The following is a 24,117-nucleotide window of genomic DNA, read 5'->3' as shown; positions in this document are numbered from 1 at the left end:
ACAGCATGAGTGACAATGGTGGTAAAGGAAAAGCGGGTTCAACCCCAATAATTCGAAAAATCAAAAAAAATCAACACAAGCATCATGGAGGCTCATGGAAAATCGCTTTTGCCGATTTTGTTACCGCGATGATGGCCTTCTTTTTGTTGATGTGGCTGATTGCATCACTGAATAAAGCGCAAAAAGATGGTATTGCCGAATATTTTAAACAGCCAATGAAAATCACTTTTTTTGGCGGTAAAAACGTTGGCAATCAACAACTAAATCTTAAAGGCGGGGGACCAAATCTCAAGGACACCAATGGTCAAGTTTCTACAACTGACAAGGCATCCACGCAAAGTAAACAAGCCCAAGACATTCAAGTCATTCAATCGGATAAAGAGGAAACCCAAAAACTTGAAGAATTAAAATCACAAATTAATTTAAGCATCCAACAAGATCCCTCACTCGCAGGATTAAAGAATCAACTACTCATGGAGGTAGTAAAAAATGGGCTGCGAATCCAATTAATTGACAATCAGAAAAAGCCCATGTTTGATGTGGGATCAGACAAACTCAATCCAGGTATGGATCCTATTTTTGCCCAGATTGCCAAACTACTTAAGACAGTACCCAATAAAATCACTATTGAAGGACATACTGACGCCCACCCCTACCATAATCCAGATGAATTAGAGTATACCAACTGGGAATTATCCACCCAAAGAGCCAATGCCGCCCGTCGTGCTTTGGTTAAAGCCGGCTTAGATCCTGATCGGGTCTTGCGCGTATCTGGTTTTTCATCAACCATGCTTCTCAATACAAAAGATCCCTTCAGTCCCGAAAACCGAAGAATTAGCATTATTGTCATCAAAAAAGGGTCGGAAAACAAAATAATGAAGAAGTAAGCGGTAGAGAACGCAACACGCCCATTACATTCAGGCTCCCTTCGCCTCCAGGAAGAGAAGGTGCCCGTTAGAGCGGATGAGGGGATGATGGGGATTAATAAAAGAAAAAACCTCAAGCACCACTCACCTCTGCCCCCTCCCACACGTCGGAGAGGGGATTTTAATCAAACCAAACAGGGGACAAACCAGCTCAACCCAGGTTGCAAACTACCAACATTGTGACCGGTCATTGACAAAAATTAAACCGTAGAGGCATTCAACATCCAGCGTGCTTTTTCATGAGCCGCGATGCGTTCACTGAGTAATGCAACAGTCCCCTCATCACCATGTTCCTGAGCCAGTTTAATTGTTGTATTTAAATCCTTAACCAAAGTTCCATGATCTTGGGCTAAATCGCTCACCATTCGATTCGCATCGAAGTTGGAATCACCATCCATAATTGTTTTTAATTGGTTCAATGCTGTAAATGTCGCAGGAGCCTTATGCCCCATAATCAAAATGCGTTCGGCAATAGCATCCACGGCTTCGGCCAATTCCTTATATTGCATTTCAAATAATTCATGCAAACTTTTAAAATGCACGCCTTTAACATGCCAGTGATAATTTTGCGTTTTAAGATATAAAGCATAAGTATCAGCCAAAACTACTTCCAATTTTTTAATTATTGTTCCCATTATGACTCCCGACTTTATAAATTCTAGTTATTTTGAATAATAGCACGCCATCTCGAGCGCAGCGAGGGATGATGTTCTTCTTTACAAATAAAAAACCCGCCATTACGGCGGGTTTTTAAAGGAATAGGGATGGAGAGAGGCTTACATCATGCCGCCCATGCCTCCCATACCGCCCATTCCACCCATGCCGCCCATATCACCAGCAGCGTCATCTTTCTTTGGTAAATCAGCAATCATGCACTCAGTAGTCAGCATAAGGCTTGCTACAGAAGCAGCATTTTGTAATGCCATACGAGTTACTTTGGTTGGATCCAAAATACCCATTTCAACCATGTCACCAAATTCACCAGTCGCAGCATTGAAACCATAGTTATCTTTGTTTTCAGATACTTTGTTTACAATTACTGAAGCTTCATAACCAGCGTTAGATACGATCTGACGCATTGGCGCTTCAATAGCACGACGAAGAATGTTGATACCCATGTTTTGATCGTCATTGTCGCCTTTCAAAGAATCCAGAGCTTTTTGGGCACGAATTAAAGCAACGCCACCACCTGCTACGATACCTTCTTCTACAGCAGCACGAGTAGCATGTAATGCATCTTCAACACGAGCTTTTTTCTCTTTCATTTCGACTTCAGTAGCAGCACCAACTTTGATGACCGCAACACCGCCAGAAAGTTTAGCAACACGCTCTTGTAATTTCTCACGATCGTAATCAGAAGTAGTTTCTTCGATTTGAGCACGAATTTGAGTAATACGCGCATTGATTTCAGAAGCTTTACCTTCGCCATCAATAATTGTGGTGTTTTCTTTGGTTACTACGATGCGTTTTGCTGTACCTAAATCTTCTAAAGTAGCAGCTTCTAAGCTCTTACCAATTTCTTCAGAAATAACTTGGCCATGAGTTAGAATTGCGATGTCTTGCAACATTGCTTTACGACGATCACCAAAGCCAGGCGCTTTAACTGCACATACTTTAACAATACCACGCATGTTGTTAACAACCAGAGTTGCTAAAGCTTCGCCTTCAACATCTTCAGCGATAATCAATAATGGACGGCCAGATTTTGCAACGCCTTCCAATACAGACAACATGTCACGAATACTGGAGATTTTCTTGTCAACCAACAGAATGAATGGATGCTCAAGCTCACAAGTCATGTTTTGTTGGTTGTTGATGAAGTATGGAGAAATATAACCACGATCAAACTGCATACCTTCAACAACAGATAATTCATTTTCAAGTCCATTACCGTCTTCAACAGTAATAACACCTTCTTTACCTACTTTATCCATTGCACTGGCAATAATAGAACCAATTGCTTCATCAGAGTTAGCAGAAATAGTACCTACTTGAGCAATTGCTTTATTGTCTTTGCAAGGCTTAGACATCGATTGTAATTTTTTGGTGATTGCAGCAACCGCTTTGTCGATACCGCGCTTCAGATCCATAGGATTCATACCCGCAGCAATTGCCTTGTACCCTTCGACAACAATCGCACGAGCCAATACAGTAGCAGTAGTAGTACCATCTCCAGCAGTATCAGAAGTCTTAGAAGCAACTTCTTTAACCATTTGTGCGCCCATGTTCATGAAGCGTTGATCAAATTCGATTTCTTTCGCTACAGATACACCGTCTTTAGTTACAGTGGGAGCACCATAAGCTTTTTCTAAAACTACATTACGACCACGTGGGCCCATAGTTACTTGTACTGCATCAGCTAATGCATTAACACCAGCTAACATTTGTAGACGCGCGTCGTCACCAAAACGTAATTCTTTAGCCATTATCTCTATCTCCTAAATGAAACGATTACTTCTCGATTACACCCATGATGTCGTCTTCACGCATCACAACTAATTCTTTACCGTCGATTTTCACTTCAGTACCTGAGTATTTGCCGAACAGGACAACATCACCCACTTTTACAGCTAAAGCGCGAACATCACCGTTGTCTAATACTTTACCGGCGCCAACAGCAATGATTTCACCACGCATTGGTTTTTCAGTAGCGCTATCTGGAATCACAATACCACCCGCTGTGGTACGCTCTTCTTCCATACGACGAACAACAACTCGATCGTGTAAAGGACGAATTTTCATGCTTCTATCTCCTGATTAATTAATCTTTAAAAGTCAATTTGCAATGTTACTGACTGCCATATGGGGACAAGGAAAAGAGTTTCAAGGGTCAAAATAAAAAAAAATTTAATTTTATTTTTTTCACACCACCCGATGTTCTGATATAGTTACACTATATATCAGTAAAATTCTGTAGCCTGGGTAAAGCACAGCGAAACCCGGGATTTTTTTAGATGAATTTCTAATCTCGGGTTTCGCTGTGCTTTACCCAGAGCTTCATGGTCATAATCGTAATAAAGGTTTCAGAATGAGAAAATGGTTTTTATTGTTATTTTGTTGCATAACCACATTTGCTCTGCATGCAACCCCTCTTCCTGCTGCAGAAGTTTTCCAAGTCAATGTAACTACAGTGGATCCGAATACATTTGCCATTAATTTCCAGATAAAGCCTAATTATTTTCTCTACAGCGATCGAATTAAATTAACGACCAAAACGAACGGTACGGTGCAAATAGGCACCCTTCGGTTCCCCTCTACAGAGAAAAAAGTAGATAAACAAGGACATGTGTATCCTGTCTATCGTAATCACGTCACCATTCCCGTTGGTATTTTAGGCAATAAACCTGGAAAAGCTTTGGTCAACTTACACTATCAAGGCTGCTCTGACGATGGTTTTTGCTATGCCCCAGAAACCCAAGCAATTCAGTTAACTATAGACGAGAATTTGGCTTTAACCGGAGCAAGCCTGGATCAAGGCCACAATACGCAACCCGCGGTTGCTGAAGAAACGCAAAGTGAGGGAATTACAAAAGTTTTTTCGAGCCACAATTGGTTGCTCATTTTGATTACTTTTTATGGCTTTGGTTTACTTTTATCATTCACTCCCTGCATCTTACCTATGGTGCCCGTTTTGTCTGGAATTATTGTCGGTCACGGTAAGGAAATTACGACGCGAAAAGCCTTTTTTCTCTCATTAAGCTACGTACTGAGCATGTCGATTACCTATTCTATCATTGGCGCAGTTGTCGCTTTACTCGGATCCAATCTGCAAGTGAGCATGCAATCACCCTGGTCTGTAGGTGTATTTAGCCTAATTTTTTTGCTGTTAGCCTTATCCATGTTTGGGTTTTATGAATTCAAGTTACCGCATTCCTGGCAAGCAAAAATACACGGTTCCAGCAATCAAAGAGGAGGCCACTATCTTGGGGCAGCGATCATGGGTTGTTTATCCACCCTGATTCTCTCACCTTGTGTCACCGCGCCATTAATCGGCGTCTTAACCTACATTGCGCAAACTGGCAATATTGTTTTAGGTTGCCTAACCTTATTTGTTTTAGGCCTGGGAATGGGTACACCTTTATTGCTTATTGGTACTTCTGCAGGCAAATGGTTGCCTGAAACAGGCAGCTGGATGAATACCATCAAGGCATTTTTTGGTATTATTTTCATTGCGGTGGCCATTGTGCTTATTTCGCGAATCACCCCCCCCTTGTTCAGTATGATATTATGGGCAAGTTTGCTTATTTTTTCAGGAATCTACAGTGGCGCCCTCACCTATTCAGCGACCCATCGTGAAAAATTCAATCAAGGAGTGGGCCTCATCCTGCTGGTGTATGGTTTCTTGATTTTGGTGGGAGCAAGCATGGGGGCAACAAATCCGCTGCAACCCTTAACTACAGCCCAATCAGCAAATGCGGCGCCTATTAATACTGCGATTAAAACACAACCAGAACAGACCTTGAGTTCCATAAAGAACGCTTTAACTGAAGCCAAAGGCAATCCGGTGATGCTTGATTTTTATGCTGACTGGTGTACATCCTGTAAGGTAATGGATGCAACCACATTTCAAGACCCTCGTGTACAGGAAGCTTTGGCCCGTTTTACGGTAATTAAAATCGATGTCACCGCAAACACTGCGGAACATAAAGCCATCCTCAATTACTTTCATGTCGTGGCCCCCCCAACCTTTATCTTTTTTGATGCGCAAGGCAAAGAACTGAATAAGCTCAAGCTGGTTGGTGAAGTCGCTACAAATAAATTTTTAAAAATCGTACAGCAGATAGACTAGACAGAGAAGAATATCCTCCTCCACTCGGAATGAAATGCCTTAAGGACGGATGTGGGTCTCCCGAAACAGTAGAGCGTGTAGCTTAGGCCCACCTCCATTTGCAAAGAACCATTCATTTACCTAAATGCAATCAAATACTTAAAACCTCCATAATCTTGTCGACAATAAGACTCATTAAGAGGTATAATTCGTTCACTTTTTTTACAGTTAGAGTTTTATGAATCATAAAGTAGGATTTGTTAGCTTGGGTTGTCCCAAAGCTCTGGTAGATTCCGAGCGCATCATTACCCAACTGCGTGCGCAGGGATATGAGTTGGTATCCAGTTATCAGGATGCAGGTGTTGTAGTGATTAATACTTGCGGGTTTATTGATAGCGCCGTCAAGGAGTCTTTGGATACCATTAAAGAAGCAATGGCAGAGAACGGACGTGTTATTGTTACAGGTTGTCTCGGAGCTAAAGCCGAGATTATCAAAGAAGCCTGTCCAGATGTTCTGCACATTAGTGGTGCGCATGCCTATGAAGAAGTAGTGAATGCCGTTCATCAGCATCTCCCTCCACCTGCCGATCCCTTTACACAGTTGATCCCTCCCCAAGGAATTAAATTAACACCACGTCATTATGCCTATTTGAAAATATCTGAAGGCTGCAATCAAAAATGTACGTTTTGTATTATTCCAACCATGCGTGGAAAATTGCAAAGCTACCCAATGGCCCAGGTATTGACCGAAGCGCAAAAATTAAAAGACGCGGGGGTTAATGAAATTTTAGTGATTTCCCAAGATACCAGCGCTTACGGAGTGGATACTCGCTATCAACCTATAACCTGGAAAGGAAAAAGTGTTGATACTCGTTTTTATGATTTGTGCGAACAATTAGGAGAATTAGGCATTTGGATTCGCCTGCATTATGTCTATCCTTACCCGCATGTCGATGAGATCATCCCTTTAATGAGAGATGGTCTGATTCTTCCGTATTTGGATATCCCATTACAGCATGCTAATTCGCGAGTACTTAAAGCAATGAAGCGTCCTGCAAGCAGTGAAAATACCTTGCTGCGTATCGCTTCCTGGCGAGAAATTTGCCCCGACATTACCTTACGTTCAACCTTTATTGTCGGTTTTCCCGGAGAAACTGAAGAAGAATTTGAGGAATTACTCGATTTTCTCGAGGAGGCGCAGTTAGATCGCGTAGGGTGTTTCAAGTACTCACCCGTTGAAGGGGCTAAAGCGAATGAATTAAGTGACCCCGTACCGGAAGAAGTAAAAGAGGAACGTTACCATCGCTTTATGCAATTACAGGCAGAAATTAGCCGCGATAAATTAGAAAATAAAATTGGCAGTACGCAAACCGTATTAATTGATGAAGTCAATCCAGAACAAATTATTGCCCGAAGCCAAAGTGATGCCCCAGAAATCGACGGACTTGTTATTCTGCCACCAACTCCCGGCGTTAAAGTGGGAGCGTTTGCAGAGGTCCTGATTACCGATAGTGATGATTATGATCTCTATGCGGAATTCAAGTAAATGCAGCCTTTTACAAGGATCTGTAGGGCTGTAGCCCGTATTAGCGCAGCGTAATACGGGGCTAAATCCAGATTCCCAATGTTAGCGTAGCGTAATCCGGCTTTAAGTCTAGTTCCCCCGTATTACGCTGCGCTAATACGGGCTACAGGTAGAAACTATTTCACCCGATTATAAAGTTCTTTGCACACACTCAATATCTCATCTTGCATGTTTTCATGATTCACAACCCCAGGACGCAGTATACTCTGATGCAATAACTGATGGTGTTTTTTGTATGCTCTCTTTAAAAAACTGAAGTGCTCTTTGCTTAAAACACCGGCTAAAAACAAGTGGTGGACTTGACTTAACGTATGCGTATATCGTGATAAAGAAGGAGCTCCCAAATGCAGTATTAAAAACTGTACCAAAAACTCCAAATCCAATAACCCACCAGAAATAGGATTTCGATCCTGATGTTGCTCCATTTTGGACCTCATCGCCAATACATCGTGCAGCAGCGTCGGTTGATCACGCGTCATGAACAATACCGATTTTTTCAACTGTAAAAAGGTATTTCTAATCTTTGTATTTCCGTTCAGGATACGTGCTTTCAATAACGCCTGATGCTCCCATGTCCATGCTTGATTTTTTTGGTACTCGACAAAGGCATCCACATGACTTACCAATAATCCTGCCGCACCAGAAGGCCTAAGGCGTGTATCAACAGTATAGAGGACCCCTGACTGGGAACGAGTAGTCAGCATATGTAAAATTTTTTGCGTTAAACGGGTAATCAATGCTTCCTCAGACAGAGGTGCCGAATGTAAAAAAACCAAATCCAAATCAGAAGCATAATTCATTTCCCTGCTCCCTAATTTCCCATAAGCAATGATTGCAAAGTGCGCTTTAGCTTGCTTCATTTCCGGATATCGCACGCCCAATTGATCACTAGCAATGATTAACACTTGGTTGACGATGACTTGCGCCACATCCGACAAAAATTGTCCAATACGCACCGCATTACATAAACCATAAAGCTCTGCCCGGGCAGCCATTAACCAATTGGTTAGCTTAAATTGACGCAATATTTCTTCTTGTGCTTCCACATCATGATGATGGGTTAGTTTTTCAATTAATTGCCCTTGTAATTGATGCAACGACTGGGGTCGCCATTCCTCCCCCTGATCCAACAACACCTCCAACAAAAAAGGTTGGTTTACGAGTAAGGAGGTGATAAACGGACTTTGGGCAAACCAAAACAGCAACTCAGTCAAGACCTGAGGATTCTCAGTTAATAAAGCAAGATAGGCGCTACGGCCTACTATATTTTCGAGTAAATGCATCACTTGCAATAAAACTTCATCGGTTTGTTCCACATGGGTTAACTCGGCAAGCAACATCACCATAAACCGATCCAGTCGCATCCGTGCCCCTTGCGTAAGACGTCGGCAACGAGGGCTATGACGAAAAGAATGAATCATTTGATAGCAGTGAGAGGCATTGGTAAAGCCTAAACTAGTGAGCAAATTAATTGCCATACTGGTTTCTACATGTCCTTGCCAAAGACTGGCTAATTGATTGGCTAATAATCGTTTCTCATCTTCATAATCTTTGACCTTCCCGAGCACTGAATGAAATGCATAGCTAATAATCCTCTGATATTTATGTAGTTTATTAAGCAAATCGTCCCATGACCTATATCCCATCGCTAAAATAATTTGCTCTTGTTTCACCAAATCATCGGGTAACGAGTGGGTTTGCTGATCGTTTAAACTCTGGAGTGTGTTTTCAAGCTTACGTAAAAACAAATAAGCTTGCTTTAAAGCATCCGTGTGCGATAACAATTTTTCTCGCTTTAAAACAGTCAGTGCCAGCAAAGCATTCTGTACCTGCAATTGCGGTAAGCGGCCACCACGAATTAATTGAAAATTTTGAATGACAAACTCTACTTCCCTGATCCCGCCTTTGCCACGCTTTATATCATCCAATCGTGGATTTAACTGTACCTCCCGTTCAATCATAGCCTTCATACTACGTAACGATTCAATCACACTAAAATCGACATACCTCCTGTAGACAAAGGGTACGATCAACCGTGTAAACCAGGCAGGCACCTCATCCGCTGTTTCAGCAATCACCCGTGCTTTAACCATTGCATAACGTTCCCAGTCGCGCCCCTGCTCTTGATAATAAGTTTCCATGGCAGCCAAACTAGAAACCAGTGGGCCACTGTCTCCATTGGGTCTTAATCGTAAATCGACTCGAAATACAAAGCCATCAGGCGTTACATTTTGTAAGGTCTGTACCAGTTGCTGCACGAGCCTACTAAAATAGTGCTGATTATCAATGCGCTCCTCACCGTCCGTTTCTCCCACAACAGAATAGGCAAAAATAAGATCCACATCCGAGGAGAAATTTAACTCCCTGCCTCCTAATTTACCCATCGCCAGAGCAAATAATTCGACCTCATTCCCTTTTTCATCGCGGGGGATCCCATAACGTGAAGATAATCCTTGTTTGCAATAATTAATCGCATGCAAAATAAGCGCATCAGCACAATCAGACCAGGAACTCATAATCTGTGCCGTACTGGCAATATCGGCGAATTCAAGAAGAAGTAACCGCAGAAAATGCGTATTACGGAATTGTCGCAATGCACGAAAATAGGCCGCCTGGGGCAAGTTAAGTGACACATCCTGCACCCTATGAAAATAATCCTCGCGAGACAACAACGAGCAGCACTCATCTTCGTTGACTAAGGTCTTTAATAATTGAATCTGTCGGCACGCATAATCACTGACAAGAAGCAACTTGACGACCTGGTCATACAAGGGATGATGCAAATCCGACAGGTGTTTTTCAAGGAACCATGCTTTTGATTCCAATAATTTAGGGATTTCGATTGTCATAAATTTTTATTTTTCATTTCCCAAATTAATACTCTCGTTATAATCTATAAAAATCAATAAATAATTCTATAATTAAAAAATGACTCGATTAATTTTATTTGCATTTATTTGTTTCACCTCCTCGCTTTTCGCACAGGGCGAAACACTCAATGTAGGGATTGAAAGTTTTGATCCCCCCTTCGTCATGCAAGGAACCCGTAATGAAGCATACGGCTTTGATGTTGATATGATGAACAGTTTATGCAAAATTATGAATAAGACCTGTGTCTTTCATGTGATGCGTTTTGATAAATTAATCGATGCAGTGGTTAATAATAAACTAGATATTGCGATAAGCTCCATCACGATTACTAATGAACGCGCAAAAATAGTCAATTTCAGCCTACCTTATTTACTCAGTTACTCTCGTTTTTTAGAGAAGCAGTCTAGTTCAAAAGACAAGTTCAGCCTAAATCTTTTGAACAGTAAAACAATAGGATTAGAAACCGGTACCGTATTTTTAGAACAACTTAAGGAGATGGGTGTAAATAATCCCAATATTAAAGAATATTCGGGGATTGAGGATCAGCTTGCGGCCTTAAGTAAGGGTGATGTCGACATTATTCTACTTGATAATGCAACCGCCATTTATTGGGCATCTAACTCATCCGATGCATTTAAATTGATAGGACCACCCTACATGTACGGATCGGGTTATGGAATAGTCATTAATCCTGCTAAACCCGATTTATTAACCGAAGTAAACCAAGCCTTAGTCAAATTTCAAAATTCGGATGAATACAAACAAAATTATAATAAGTACTTGCTTGAATTCTAACCATGGAAGGCGCTGTTTAGGTGCCATGCTTGAATCTTGGAGAGCGGTTGGATGTAAGCTCATGCACGATGTGCCAAATACCACCGCTCCGTAAACCGTTAAATTAATGGAGTGTTTGTCCTTGCGTCAAACAACGAGTAATAATTTGTCGGGTCACAAAATCACCCTGACTCACACCATACATTGAATTAAAATGCTTTGCCAAAATGACCACCCAACCAGACAAACGAAAATTCATCTTCTTTTCCGCCTGATCCACAACAATTTCAAAAAGGCCTAAGGTATCACTTTCACGATCACTAGCATACTCTTCCATAATCACGCGGGCGGCTTGTAAATCTTTGTCTCTGGTAGGCCAGTTTTGATTCATATAATTCTCCCTAAAAAGCATGATTAGGATCTCTGTAATTTTGCTATCATATTGAGATAACTTCCAAATTACAAGAGCAAAAATAGAAGCATATTGTCTCATATTTCAACCAAATTCTCAAGATGCAAGACCTGGGCAAACACACACTTTAGTTCCATAACACGTGGAATGTTTTTTCAAGACAGAATATGATATACCTATTCCTCCAAATTAAATAAATACTCTATGACTTATCATATTTTACCCTCGATTTTGTCTGCTGATCTCACTTGCCTAGGCAATGAAGTAGAATCTGTAATGAATGCAGGAGCTGATTTTATCCATTTTGATGTTATGGATAATCATTACGTTCCTAATCTGACGTTTGGTCCTGCGTTCTGTGAGGCGTTGCTCAAACGTTTCCCTAAACTTCCCATTGATGTTCATCTGATGGTAGAACCTGTTGATGCTCTCATTGAAGCATTTGCAAAAGCAGGTGCAAAACGAATTAGTATTCATCCCGATGCAACAATCCATTTGGATCGCAGCTTAAAACTGATCAAAGATTTAGGATGTGAAGCAGGTCTTGTTTTAAATCCAGCAACCCCGATTGAGGTATTAACTTGGTGCGCTCATAAACTTGACTTTATATTGGTCATGACGGTAAATCCTGGCTTTGGAGGACAGAAAATCATCACTGAAATTATTGATAAAATCCCTCAAATCCGAAAGCTTTATCCCAAAATTGATCTTTGTGTTGACGGTGGGGTAACCATAGAAAATATTGCTACTTTGGCACGTGCAGGAGCGAATCAATTTGTGGCAGGTGCTGCCGTATTCAACAGCAAGAATTATAAAGAAACAATTGACTCCATGCGCAAACAATTAGGGACTGTTTAAATTTTAATCTAAGAAAAAGTTATGAAAAAAATTATTTTATTTTTATGTGGATTCATTTGTTCTCAGGCCTGTATTGCCCTCTCAGGTGAGGCATATATGGAACGCTTTAATACCTATTTATCGTTTAGCCAAAATCTTCCGACAACCACACCCAGTGCTTCTTTCTTGGATTTTATTAAAGGAACTGCTCCTTTATCCACCAAACTTCGCGAAAAATGGTTGTATGAACTGGCAAAAAATAAGAATTGGGTGACCTTTAGTCAATACTATCAACCGTCTAACGATTTGAATCTGGTTTGTTATGAGCAAATCGCAAACTACAATACAGGCAAGCAGGAAGAAGCATTAAAAGCATCTATTCCTCTATGGCTAAGTGGTGATTCAAGGCCCCCTTCATGCAACAGTTTATTTGACTTTCTTTTAAAAGATAATCACTTTGATCAAAACTTAATTACTCAACGAATCGTTCTGGCTTTGGAACGACGCAATATTCAACTGGCTCGATATTTATTAAAGCAATACAGAACACCACATACATCTGATTTAAATACTTTAAACCTCGTTTATCAAAACCCAGCAAACATCAGCAAGTTAAGCCCTGGTGGTTTAAATAGTGACTTTTACCTGTACGGCTTGAAGCGGATGGTTTCCATTAATATGAATAAAGCGCTGCAGTTATGGCAGCAAAGCAAAACTCAAAAAATGCTTAACCCAGCACAAAAGCAAGCATTTTTAGCCCATGTAGCACTTTATAGAGCCATGCGCAATCATGAAGATGCGCTGGAATGGTTTGCTAAAGTCAAACCTCAATATTACAACGATGTATTACTGGATTGGCAAATACGTTTTGCATTAAAAAGAAAAGACTGGGGGCAAGTGGCTACATTAATCAATGATTCGAAGAACAAAGATGAACCTTGTTGGCAATATTGGTTAGCCCGATCTTTAGAAGAACAGGGAAAGAAAGCAGAAGCCAAAGCCATTTACGAGCCTTTAGCCAGAAACAGGCAATATTATGGATTTCTTGCCAGTCTTCGCCTCAATAAAACGCCCAGTTTTACCAATGAAACGCCAACAACAAATCTGGACGTGTTGAAACCCTATCAAAGCTTCATTGATCAAATTCAAACCCTTTACCTAAGCAAACAAACGCTGCAAGCATCCCGCTTACTCAATGATTTTATTAGTGAGTTACCTAAAGACGAGGCGAGTGCCTTAGTTTATTGGATTGATCAGAAACTACAATGGCATGGTAAATCCGTTTATTTAAGTAATAACGAAACCTTAAATAATCAACTTTCGTTACGATTTCCTTTGGCTTATAAAGACAGTATTTCACTCTATTCTAAAAAATATGCTGTTGCCCCTGAGTTTATTTATGCCATTATTCGTCAGGAAAGTGGGTTTAGAGATGATGCAACCTCTTCTGTAGGAGCTCGAGGATTAATGCAAGTCATGCCCTATACCGCTCGAGTTGTCTCCAGAGCAGATAAGATTCCCTATAATGATCAAAAACAATTATTTCTTTCCCAAAAGAACATTAACATCGGTGTTGCTTATTTAAAACAACTTGCGAAGCGATTCGGAAATCATCCCATACTGATTGCTGCTGCATACAATGCAGGCCCTAAACAAGTCGTTTATTGGTTAAGGACGCATCCGCCCAAGGAAATTGATGTATGGATAGAGACACTGCCCTGGCAAGAAACACGCAACTACCTAAAAAACATAATGGCTTTTTATGTAGTGTACCAATACCGCCTGGGCCAAAAACCTAATTTAGGTAATTTCCTGGAGCCATTATAATTTATTGATGTCGTAAATTATCGCGAGGGCAATCAGCAATCTCCAGGTAGTGACAGGGTTCTGACTATAGGAGATCGCTCATTGCACTGGAGATAGTGACAAAGAGCCTGCGTGCTCTGCCCCGCCACAAGGCTACAAATATCGGCTACACCCACAAGATAAAATTATACCCAATCTGTTCTATAATTATACAATACAGACAGTAAGGCAATACAATATATTTTTGTATTCCTAAGGGTGTTTTTTTATGCTGAAGACCACCGGTTCTATTAGTCTTCTAGGAACAATACTTATTTTAGCAGGATGCGCTCCAACGGCTTATGTAGTAGGTACATCAAATCCACCAGCCAATTACACTTTTGCTCCTGGATATAATCCACCGCAAGCGGCTTATCCCGATGTACCATTAGATGCAAATACGTCCATAGATAGTCCTGCGATTGTCCAGCAAGAAGATGCCATCAATGCCATGAATGACTCGATTGCCGCTGCCCAACAGCAAAATGAAGCCGCTCAGCAGCAGGCAATTCAACTACAACTCAATAGCATGGCTATTCATCCTTAATCATTAGCTCAACTTAAGAGCAACGATCGATGAAAGCAAGCGTTTATTGCATGTGTTTATTGATTAAATACATGCGCGGGAGAATTGACAGGAAATTTCAGAAATAAAATGGTCTTGTATTATTCGCTTGAAGTCTTGAATATCCTGAGCAGACACTGCTGCGTGATTCAATAAATCCAACATTTTTGCTAATTCTTCTTTCTCGAAGTCAACAATCAAAGGAAGATTGCTTAGTGCATCAATGATCTCATTTCGATTGAGTATATTATCCTTTTGTTGACAAATTATTTTAAAATTAGGTTCATCTAACATAGAGGCGTGTTGTAAAAGTTTCATAAAGTGAAATGCACCCGCCCCTAAATGACTTATTGTTGATAAGCACTCAGGATTGCGACAATCTATCAGTGATTCGCTCTTGAGTAACAAAATATTTTTAGCAAAGATGTTGGCATTTTGAGGATTGTCCTCAATCATCGTAAAATAGTCTGGGAATAGAGCTTTTTCTGCGGCAAGCTTTTGAGCCCCTTCGTAAATTTTATCAATATGCTTTTCTTGTCTTTGAATAATATCAACCACATCAGGGTAAAAGAGATTATGTTCTAATATTAAATCAAGCAAACCGATCGCTGTATCCATACGCTCTGGAGCAATCAAAACAGCTTTAAGTTTATCCACTAAAACTGTAGGCGAATAAGCGCGTTCTTGAAGCTTAATTAGCAATTGTGAGATGTTGAGCGATTGCTCCGGATAGGCAAGCAATAAATTAAAAATATTTGAATCAAGCATCCCCAGTAAAGCCAAATCTCGTATGCTTTGTGTTACGGATGCTTCAAATTTCGCAGCATAAAATAAACGCGTTATTGGCAGAGAGTCAATGTTCATAGGAACATCTTTTTTGATTAACTCTAATAAACTGACAACCCCTCCTACTTGAGAAATATTTTCTCTAATCGTGCTTTCAAGACCGTCCGTCAAATCGATTTTAAATTCCTTGAGTGCCTTAAATAAAGAAATCAAACGATTACCAAAATTAGAATGTGCCCGAATCAGAGACACCATTCGAGTATCATTTCCTAGATTTAATTTCTGCAAGCGGCTAATAAAGGGATCAGTAGGTCCTTCATAAACTACAGATGCGACAGGTGCAACAGGTGCAACAGGTGCAACAGGTACCACCGGTACTAAGGGTGTTTCAGATATGGTCTTGATTCCATTAGGCTTTAAGCTGGTAATCATTCTATTGGTGCTGCTGTCTGTTCCACCCATAACTGTCCCTTAATTGATCTCTAAGAGCACAAATATAACATAAATGACTGTCTTAAAGCAATTTTCCATTTTTTTACCAATGGAGTTTACTGGTTAAATCATGCTTTTGAATCATTTCAATTAATTCATGTTGATCACTATCCGAGCTGGGTTCTTTAGTAATCAAAACAAGCATGTGTTCCAATTCTTCCTTGTCGAACGCGGCGAATAAGGGAAGACCACATAAAGCGTCATTGACTTTTTGGGAATTCAGTATGGAATGATGCTGACTCACTTTTTTATAGTTCTCAGCATCTAACATTCCTGATTGCTGCAAATGCGTCAAAAAGTGAAATGCACCAGCCCCCAATTGGCTTGCAATTAAAAGATCTTCGGTTTTTTTATAATCGATAATTGAAAGGTTCTGTAGAAGCAAAATAAGATTTGCGAGAATATTAGCATTTTGGGGATTTTTTCCAACGGCATCAAAATAACTTGATGAAAGTTTATTTGCTACAGCAAGTTTTTTTGCTCCCTCACATATTTTACCTAGATACTCTTGCTGTCCTAAAAAGAGGTCGAGGCAGTCAAAATAATAGAGGTTGTTATTTAAAAGTAAGGTAAGTAACTCGATTACTGCGTTCATACTTTGTACCGAGAATTGTCCCAACTTTTCTACTACTTTTTCAGTAGGATAGGCATGCGCTTGAAAATTAATAATTAAATCGGCAAGTAAGTAAGACTGCTCCGGATAAGAAAATATCAGTTTTAAAGTGGCAGCATCAAGCGAGTTATGTTTGATAAGTTGGCGCATTCCATGTTTTAGTGTTGTCTCTGATTCTGCAACCTGAAATAAAAGTTCTAGCGGAATAATCGCAGTATCAATTCCTTCTTCGCGCATAAATTCTAAAAGATTTACCACATAGCTGGCATTGGGAACATGATTTGCAATGATTTGATGGAGACTATCATCCAGTGTGATGTTGCATTTTTTTAACACATTGAACAAGGCGGTCAATCGATTGAGATAAGGAAGATTTTCCTCAAGAGTTTGGATCATCCGTGGATCAGACTTCAAACCTAATTTATCGATACGTGCCATGATCTTACTTCTTGTCTCAGTTGTTTGATTGAACTTCATAAATGCCATTTGCTGCCTCACTTTCCTGTGTCATTGCTTTACTGTAAAAATTTTTATCTGTTATCTTTGAGTTTATCATCAAAAAAGACTCACCAAGGTCAAGATACTATCAAATAATTGAATTTTAAAATACCGTAGGCCTATCTACCTTAGCTACTGTATATCATATACCCCCTGAGATGATCAATTTGACACCAGCGAAATCACTTAATGGTCACTTAATATTCTTTTTGTATAATCGCAAATATTAAGTACATTGTGAGACTTAATTTACAAATTAAATAATAAAACTACTTAATGGTAACTTAATATTCATTTTGTATAATCAAAAACCTTAGGCGACTTGTCACCTAAATACCCAAATATAATTTATAAGGATCTAGATTATATTTTTATTTTTTAAAAATTATTCTATGGGGAGATTCTTATGGGCGCTAATGGCGAAATTGTTAAAAGACAGATTGCAGATCTTAAGGATTACACAGATACCGTTGCAGCAGTTCATTTATTAAAAGAAGTTGTAACCAATGGAGCAGTGGTTACAGTAGGTTCAGCAAAAGAGATAATTGCTGTAGAAAACTCAAAAAAAGATCCTAAGATTGGAAATGTCGTAAAAGCGATTTTAGCGAAAGCAGGTAAGCCCGGAGAAGAAAGGAGTCAATGGATTCAAAAAGCAGACGGATTGCATCTTGAAGCGGCCATTACTATCGGCGGCGCGGTTTATACCGTAGATTTTACTTATAATGGCATAAAAGACGATCAACAAGAATACACCGTTAATATAACCAGCAAATTAAATGCCGAAGTGAGCCGAGGCAAATTATTTTTCGATCACGATCATACAGCCACTGTTAAATTAACCTACGATAAAGAAGGTGATCTTCGTGCAGTGACTAAGAAAGGGTTAGCTGTTGATACGAAATCTTTTGTTCCACATGCGTATCAAAATGAAATATTAGCCAAATTTACTGACAGCTTAAGTGCAGGAAATGAACAACGTCTCGCAGTGATGGGTACCGGGTCAGGCAAGAGTATTGTCATGGCAGGTATTGCTCAAGCTGTTGGACGCACCGTGATGATTGTTCCTGATAAAACATTAGTGGATCAGCAATCTGGTGAAACCCAAAAAATGTTGGGTGCCGGAAAAGTTAATGGCATCTCGCATGTTCCTACTGTTTTTACCTTAGAAACGATTAAATCAAAAGTAGATGTGTTTTGGGATGGTTTGAAGGACGATTTAAGTGATATGGAAGAAGAGGACAAGCTAAAAATTAAGGAATACTTTGCTAAAGTGATTGCTGGTACCGAACCGTTTGATCAGATTGTTTTACAAGCGGAACACCCCCTATTCAAGATAATTGCCAGCGAAATCAAAGATTCAATGGTATTAATTGATGAAAGCCATCGTCATACCTTTAATGAGGAAGACACAAAAATTTTAGAAGGCTTAAAAGGGCGCAACTCCATTTTGGCACTAACAGCTACACCAACTTCCAAGTTGTACGACCTCTTTTCTGGTACGCCTTTGGATGATTTAAGTCTTGGTGCTGCAATTCAGTTAGGGACCATTCGTCCAATTAAACCGGAAGTGGCTTATTTGGAAGAAAAAGATTTGGTTGATCAAGCAGTAACTCATTACTTTGATGATTATTATCTCCAACAGGGAATGAATGGTTATGTTGATCCAGTCGAATTAAAAGAACAGATCAAAAAAGCACATAGTGGGATTGAAGACTCTGTGGCACAACAACAAGCCATTGATCAAGCTTTAGAATTGAACCGTATCCGTGCTCAACGCAACATGGGCTTCTCTGATGACAAAGAAACACGTGAAAAATTGGCTGAGACCTATCAGAAATTAGCCAATGGGGATGAAGCAACTCTTGAAAAATACCAAGCAAAAGTAGCAGAGCTCAGAAAAGAATCTGAATCGCAAGCCAGGGTAGAATTGGCCAAAAGATTTGGGGCTGTTAATGAACTAGAGGTGCGTGGTCAGGTTCCTTTACGTGAAGTGAATTTAAAAAATGATATCAGCACAGAACAACAGAAAGACATTCAAAGAACAATCAATAGTTTTGCTCTTGCATTGATCTTTAATGAAAAGTTCACCGATATTGCTGAGAAGGACAGAACTCATAAACTTGAGGAATATGTCAAAGAATGTGATGAGCATATCAAGAAATACAAAACAAAAGATGTAGAAATACCGCCTCCGTTTTTAAATAAGCTTAAAGTATGTGAAGAGACAAACAGGGTAAAATTAAATGAAGCTTTGACGAAATTGGGAGCGCCTATTTCTAAATTGCCTCCTGAGCAAAAAGAAGCCATGGTCAAATTGATTTTGGATAGAGCTGAAGCAATGGTGGCAAAAATCAAAATGTCACAACCTATATCTGATGTGGTTACCAAGGCTGCTCCTGTTGATTTAGCTGTATTAAAAGCAACGGAGAATTACGCTGGTGCAATTGATATGAAAACGAAACAAGAGGTCATTGATGCACAGCTTGCACAAATTGAAGCAGGACTGAGAACGCATATCGTAGCCGATGAGGTCATTGCCACAGGGGTAAGTATTCGAGATATCCTGAACGTACAAGTGATTAATTCTAATTCGCCAGTAATCGAATCAAATATCAATGCGATTAATGGAATTCTATCAGGTCCTCAAGCAACGGGGCGTTGTGTACGAAATAAAGATGTTGAAGCTCGTGCGCAACAGTATATTGATAAAAGATATCAAGGTACTGGTCTCATTCTTACTGTGGAAGATATCATTGATCCTAAGAATTCAGCTGAAAAAACAAGAGAAGTGATGCTGAATAGAGAAAGACAAGCTCAAAAAGAGGCACAAGCCGTTGTTGCTATTCAAAGTGCTATAAGAGGATTCCAATCGTTTCGATTGTTCCAACAATCGATCCCTTTACATGAACAGATTGTGTCACTTACTGCAAAATTGGAAGTAGCCAATAACAAATTAATGGATCAAGAGAAAACTCATGGTTCCCATAAAGACAGATTGGTTAAACTTGAAGAAATAGTCAAACTTGACCATGAATTAGAAATTGTACCAGGAAGAAAAAAAGAAGGTCCGCTTCCGGCAGAATATGCTCGAAATCCGTCTCTTTATTTGGCATGGGTTAGATCAACTCTGATGAAAGCGGAACTCAAACTGACAACAAAAGAAGCAAAAGAGGCAATACAGGAAGTGAAGCATGAAATCGATCTACTCGAAAAATCGATAACTGAACTTAAGGGAGTAATCAAAGATGGATCTGAGGAATTAATTAAATTGCAAGAGCAAGAAGCTCAGTTGTTAGAACGAATGGAGGCAATCAACAAACAATTCCAGATATCTTAAACATACCTTTTAAAACCTCCGCCTCAGCGGAGGTTTTTTTTACATCAACAGGGTTAAATTTCATTCCCAACGATTATTGCTGATCACTCACGCCCCTCATCATCAACAGTCACTCATCCTTAATAATCAAGTAGATTAGCAGCACTAAAAAAGTAATAAATAGTTGAAACGCTATGGTTAAAGATCCTCTTAACGAGGAAGACATCCATAGGCCAAACCACTCACCGCCGATGGACATAAAAACAACGTGCCAGGTTAAAAAACCCAAAGTAAGGCCCGCTACGGCCCACCTTTTAGTACCATTAAAAATTAGTGCACTTGCATGCCTCACTTTAAATAACTTCCAAGCACCTACGGCACAAAGCACCGTGGTTAACGTTTCTAAGCCGATGATAATTAGGTATGCTGCATGATGTACTGTGGGATTAGAAATAGCCCGATAGCCAATTTGAGAGTCTGCAAAGAGGTCGTTCATCATCAACGCACGCTCTACCAGAACATAATTGTTTTTATAATCGGTCACATTACCCAAAACAACAAGAAAACAGTAAAAAGCAAGTGCAATCACACAAATTATTTTTGATGTCCTTATCATCATGATCCTGTAGTATTCCTCACAAAACGCGACAACACATGATCGGTACGTAGTGCAGATTCCCGCAATGCTTCATTTGGGCTTAAAAATCCTGCAAACATCGCCTCCAAAATTTCATCGTTAATCCCCCGAATCTGATTCTGTGGACCAAAGCGGGGTAAGAGTTTGTCTTGCGATGCCCCTGCTAAATCAGTACGCGCCATCAATAAAGTGGGATGGTGGCTGCTGTGCAAAATATCAGCATAAATACCGTTTAAACCTATAGGAAAATAGCCCGTATGCTCATGCCAACGCTTTTGTATTTCAGGTTTGGTGATAAACGCAAAAAATTGGGCAATTCCTTTATACTGCTCTTTTGTTTGTCCCGCTACAGCCCATAATGCCGCACCACCAGCAACATTGGCATGTCTTACCTGACTGACCTCGGTATCCAATGGCATGCTGGCAATTCCTAAGCGGAAGGGGACTAAGGCAGACAAACTGTTATAAGCCCCAGAAGATTGGCTAAACAAAGGACAAACACCACTTGTAAATAAGATAGTGGCATCATCCACCCTTCCTGCATAGCGAAAATAATGCAATGAATGCCAACGCTTCAAACGTGCGAAATGGCTCTCTAATTGTGGCGTATTAAAAACAGCGCGCGCAGGATGCTCTTGAGTCAGTGGCAACCCATGAATTGCTAAAAAAGATTCAAAAAGCACCCAGCCTGGGTAAGCCGTGGTATAAGTACAATCATAGCCTGCTTTGTTTAATTTTTCAGCCAATACTTCCATCTCAGCCCATGTGCGTGGAAAGTTAGCTGGGGAGTAACCTACTTTAGCAAGTATATCTAGATTGTAATACAGCGTTGCAACGGAGAGATTAAAAGGCAACGCCATGAGTTGTCCGTCTTTACTGTAAAACTCACGAACAGATTGAATAAAGTCCTCTTTAGGCAAGCTTATCCCTTGTTCCTGCATCAGTTCATCTACCGGCTTGATGGTTCCTCTCGGGGATTCCATAATAGCAGTTCCCACTTCAAAAATTTGTACGATCGCTGGTGGATGATGTGCTCTGAATGCAGCAGCAAAACTCGTTAATGTTTCAACATAATTGCCCTTATAAACGGGCTTAATCAGGTATTCTTTTTGACTTTGATTAAAATCATCAGCAAGTAATCGGACCTCATCTCCCAAATGCCCGGCCATTGCATGCCAAAACACCAGTTCAATCCGTTTTGCCTGAGCAGATAGAGCAAACAAAATGACAAATAAAAAAAGAATAATTTTTTTCATGCTAATAAATCAGGATAATCACTAAAAACCGCATCGACACCCCAGCTAAATAACTTATTAGCCAAGCGTTTGCGATTCACCGTATAAGCACAAAGAACATAGCCTGCTGCTTTAATTGCCTTAACACGTTCCTCAGTTAAAACCCTACGATTAAAATGAATCGAGAAACAGTCTAGTTGCTTTGCTTTTTGCAACCATTGTTCATCCCAAGCATGCAAAAGTAAACCTAAGGGCATTTCTGGAGCAATACTTCGACATAAAACTAATGCATCCCAAGAAAAACTGGAAACTAAAGGTAACTCTTTTCCCTGTGGCCAATAACGTTGAATGTGGCTCATCACCGCAACTGCAGTTTGCTCCTCGGTACCAGGATAAGGTTTGATTTCTATGTTTGCCTGTACACCTGAAAAAGACAACCACTTCAATACCTCTTTAAAATGGGGAATATGCTCGCCTTTAAATTGGCGGGAAAACCAAGAGCCCGCATCCAAAGAGTGCAAATAGGATGACTCCACTAAGCCTACATCACCGCGTCCATTTGTTGTTCTTTTTAAATTATCATCATGAATTACAAAAGGTTCCCCATCAGCACTGCACATGACATCAAATTCAATGAAATGACATCCTAAAGTCAGCGCCTTATCGAATGAGGATAAGGTATTTTCAGGGGCATAAGCGGATGCGCCTCGGTGCCCAATAATTTTTTCAACAACCAACAAAATTCATTCCCCTTTTGTAAAGTGTAATGTGCCCCCATTGGGAGAAGATACCGCCCAGGACGGATGAGGATAATGTCGTAATTCCCTCACCCCTGCCCCTCCCCTCAGGGGAGAAGGTGCCCGTTAGGGCGGATGAGGGTTTTAACCCCTACCCTTCTCCCACAAGTTGCTGAGGGAGTTTTAGCGTCAATTACTTTGTATTTGGTTTGCGATTCGACGCAACCTCAACAAGCGCTGTTAGAATTAATTCATTACTTACCGTTAAAGCAGGCGCCGCAGCAGATGCTTCGCCGACCATCAGGGTATTCATAGCTTTCGCTTGTAAAGGTCTAGGCTGCGACGGATTACTTCCTTCAACAAAAACCAAATTGCTCACACTGTAATTTTGGTTTGGGTAGGCCTTATTAATACGAGCCAATTCATCATTCACCTGCTGATACAACCGTTGTCGAATTTGACTTAAAACAGTCTGGGTTTCATCAAAACTGGGTTTAAAATCCACACTGGATATTTCATATTTCGCACCCGGTAAACTGACATCCTTGGCATTTTTATAAATCTCCGTTAATGCTTCCTGATTGACTCGCGCTTGCGCTTGCACAAAGAGCTTTTCAAGTCCTGAGCTATCTTGAGAACGGTCAAATTCAATTAAATGCCAATCCCCTTTCGCGATTTTATTTAATCGTTCCATAATATCAGCACGCGCTTTCACTAAATCAGCACTGGTCAATGTCACATTAATACTCACACCCAATAGAGCAGTTTGCGTTGTAACCCACTGTTTTGCGGAAAGTTGAAAATCAATTTTATCAAGAACCAATTGAGGTTGTGGTGGAGGAGGCGGTGGTAAAACATCTTCAGCAAAAGCAAACGGTGTGATAACCAATAAAACCAGGATTCTGGTAACGATTTGGCGCATAACCCTCTCCGATCTGATGAATAATCAAATTAGTGTATACCAGCATGCCTTAAGATACCAAATTATTCACTGGGCCTGAGACACTTTAAAATACTCTGGTTTGGCAATTTATTTTTTTTGTCTTGGACGTTTTGATGAGAGGAAATAGCCACTTTCTCTTGCGAATTGTTAAAAAATTCCAGAGCGAGAAAAGCAATAAGATAACAATAGCATTTTAGAGTTTCTTGGGATATACCATTGATTTAATCAAAAAATAGGAATATAACTTCTGCAACTATTTGCAAGAGGAGCATTAATA

At 40.2% G+C, this 24,117-nt stretch carries 19 protein-coding genes; 8 read left to right on the top strand and 11 right to left on the bottom strand.

The window, feature by feature from the left end; genetic code table 11:
* Window positions 1-5 precede the first annotated feature (5 nt).
* Window positions 6-887, top strand: coding sequence for a flagellar motor protein MotB (gene motB, locus OQJ13_RS12295; protein ID WP_265711104.1), 882 nt, complete (start codon window positions 6-8; stop codon window positions 885-887).
* Between the two features lie 239 nt (window positions 888-1,126).
* Here motB and OQJ13_RS12290 read toward each other — a convergent pair whose 3' ends face one another.
* The 3 genes from OQJ13_RS12290 to groES form a co-directional block, all read right to left on the bottom strand.
* Window positions 1,127-1,561 carry a Dps family protein gene (locus tag OQJ13_RS12290; protein WP_265711103.1) on the bottom strand — a complete coding sequence of 145 codons (435 nt, stop codon included), beginning with the start codon at window positions 1,559-1,561 and terminating at the stop codon, window positions 1,127-1,129.
* Between the two features lie 141 nt (window positions 1,562-1,702).
* Window positions 1,703-3,352: a chaperonin GroEL gene (gene groL / locus OQJ13_RS12285; protein WP_416209910.1), complete on the bottom strand. Its 1,650-nt coding sequence runs from the start codon at window positions 3,350-3,352 to the stop codon at window positions 1,703-1,705.
* Between the two features lie 25 nt (window positions 3,353-3,377).
* Window positions 3,378-3,668: a co-chaperone GroES gene (gene groES / locus OQJ13_RS12280; RefSeq protein ID WP_265711102.1), complete on the bottom strand. Its 291-nt coding sequence runs from the start codon at window positions 3,666-3,668 to the stop codon at window positions 3,378-3,380.
* A gap of 286 nt (window positions 3,669-3,954) precedes the next feature.
* On the opposite strand from groES, the gene dsbD reads away from it, so the two are divergent.
* Entirely contained in the window at window positions 3,955-5,715 is a 1,761-nt protein-coding gene (gene dsbD / locus OQJ13_RS12275; protein ID WP_265711101.1) for a protein-disulfide reductase DsbD, read from the top strand.
* 217 nt (window positions 5,716-5,932) lie between these two features.
* Window positions 5,933-7,240: a 30S ribosomal protein S12 methylthiotransferase RimO gene (rimO, locus tag OQJ13_RS12270; RefSeq protein ID WP_265711100.1), complete on the top strand. Its 1,308-nt coding sequence runs from the start codon at window positions 5,933-5,935 to the stop codon at window positions 7,238-7,240.
* 155 nt (window positions 7,241-7,395) lie between these two features.
* Here rimO and glnE read toward each other — a convergent pair whose 3' ends face one another.
* Window positions 7,396-10,128 carry a bifunctional [glutamate--ammonia ligase]-adenylyl-L-tyrosine phosphorylase/[glutamate--ammonia-ligase] adenylyltransferase gene (glnE, locus tag OQJ13_RS12265; protein WP_265711099.1) on the bottom strand — a complete coding sequence of 911 codons (2,733 nt, stop codon included), beginning with the start codon at window positions 10,126-10,128 and terminating at the stop codon, window positions 7,396-7,398.
* A gap of 79 nt (window positions 10,129-10,207) precedes the next feature.
* Between glnE and OQJ13_RS12260 the strand changes: the two genes are divergently transcribed.
* Window positions 10,208-10,945 carry a transporter substrate-binding domain-containing protein gene (locus tag OQJ13_RS12260; RefSeq protein ID WP_265711098.1) on the top strand — a complete coding sequence of 246 codons (738 nt, stop codon included), beginning with the start codon at window positions 10,208-10,210 and terminating at the stop codon, window positions 10,943-10,945.
* A gap of 103 nt (window positions 10,946-11,048) precedes the next feature.
* Here the strand turns inward: OQJ13_RS12260 and OQJ13_RS12255 are convergent, their stop codons facing one another.
* A complete protein-coding gene (locus OQJ13_RS12255) occupies window positions 11,049-11,315 on the bottom strand; it encodes a hypothetical protein (protein WP_265711097.1) in 267 nt (88 codons plus the stop codon).
* A gap of 225 nt (window positions 11,316-11,540) precedes the next feature.
* Here OQJ13_RS12255 and rpe point away from each other — a divergent pair, with 225 nt between their 5' ends.
* From rpe to OQJ13_RS12240, 3 genes are all read left to right on the top strand, one after another.
* A complete protein-coding gene (gene rpe / locus OQJ13_RS12250; RefSeq protein ID WP_265711096.1) occupies window positions 11,541-12,194 on the top strand; it encodes a ribulose-phosphate 3-epimerase in 654 nt (217 codons plus the stop codon).
* 21 nt (window positions 12,195-12,215) lie between these two features.
* Complete coding sequence (locus tag OQJ13_RS12245) at window positions 12,216-14,000, top strand: transglycosylase SLT domain-containing protein (RefSeq protein ID WP_265711095.1); 1,785 nt, start codon at window positions 12,216-12,218, stop codon at window positions 13,998-14,000.
* Between the two features lie 247 nt (window positions 14,001-14,247).
* Window positions 14,248-14,565 carry a hypothetical protein gene (locus tag OQJ13_RS12240; RefSeq protein WP_265711094.1) on the top strand — a complete coding sequence of 106 codons (318 nt, stop codon included), beginning with the start codon at window positions 14,248-14,250 and terminating at the stop codon, window positions 14,563-14,565.
* A gap of 63 nt (window positions 14,566-14,628) precedes the next feature.
* Here OQJ13_RS12240 and OQJ13_RS12235 read toward each other — a convergent pair whose 3' ends face one another.
* Window positions 14,629-15,831 carry a hypothetical protein gene (locus OQJ13_RS12235; RefSeq protein WP_265711093.1) on the bottom strand — a complete coding sequence of 401 codons (1,203 nt, stop codon included), beginning with the start codon at window positions 15,829-15,831 and terminating at the stop codon, window positions 14,629-14,631.
* A 73-nt stretch (window positions 15,832-15,904) separates the two neighbouring features.
* Window positions 15,905-16,960 (bottom strand): hypothetical protein, encoded by a 1,056-nt coding sequence (locus OQJ13_RS12230; protein ID WP_265711092.1) that lies wholly within the window; start codon window positions 16,958-16,960, stop codon window positions 15,905-15,907.
* A 418-nt stretch (window positions 16,961-17,378) separates the two neighbouring features.
* Between OQJ13_RS12230 and OQJ13_RS12225 the strand changes: the two genes are divergently transcribed.
* On the top strand, window positions 17,379-20,309 hold the full coding sequence (locus tag OQJ13_RS12225; RefSeq protein WP_265711091.1) for a DEAD/DEAH box helicase family protein: 2,931 nt from the start codon (window positions 17,379-17,381) through the stop codon (window positions 20,307-20,309).
* Between the two features lie 109 nt (window positions 20,310-20,418).
* On the opposite strand, the gene OQJ13_RS12220 is transcribed toward OQJ13_RS12225, so the two are convergent.
* The 4 genes from OQJ13_RS12220 to OQJ13_RS12205 form a co-directional block, all read right to left on the bottom strand.
* The gene (locus tag OQJ13_RS12220; RefSeq protein ID WP_265711090.1) at window positions 20,419-20,907 is read right to left on the bottom strand and encodes a DUF2165 family protein; all 489 of its coding nucleotides are present in this window, start codon (window positions 20,905-20,907) and stop codon (window positions 20,419-20,421) included.
* The gene (locus OQJ13_RS12215) at window positions 20,904-22,181 is read right to left on the bottom strand and encodes an extracellular solute-binding protein (protein WP_265711088.1); all 1,278 of its coding nucleotides are present in this window, start codon (window positions 22,179-22,181) and stop codon (window positions 20,904-20,906) included. The genes OQJ13_RS12220 and OQJ13_RS12215 overlap by 4 nt, the downstream gene beginning before the upstream one ends.
* Complete coding sequence (gene ugpQ / locus OQJ13_RS12210; protein WP_265711939.1) at window positions 22,178-22,897, bottom strand: glycerophosphodiester phosphodiesterase; 720 nt, start codon at window positions 22,895-22,897, stop codon at window positions 22,178-22,180. Before ugpQ ends, OQJ13_RS12215 begins: the two co-directional genes overlap by 4 nt.
* Before the next feature lie 193 nt (window positions 22,898-23,090).
* Window positions 23,091-23,819: a hypothetical protein gene (locus tag OQJ13_RS12205; RefSeq protein WP_265711087.1), complete on the bottom strand. Its 729-nt coding sequence runs from the start codon at window positions 23,817-23,819 to the stop codon at window positions 23,091-23,093.
* Between the last annotated feature and the right edge of the window lie 298 nt (window positions 23,820-24,117).

This window comes from Legionella sp. PATHC035 (assembly GCF_026191115.1).
GTDB lineage: Bacteria > Pseudomonadota > Gammaproteobacteria > Legionellales > Legionellaceae > Legionella.
The sequence above is the reverse complement of the archived record's forward strand: the minus strand, read 5'-3'. Positions and strand labels throughout refer to the sequence as shown.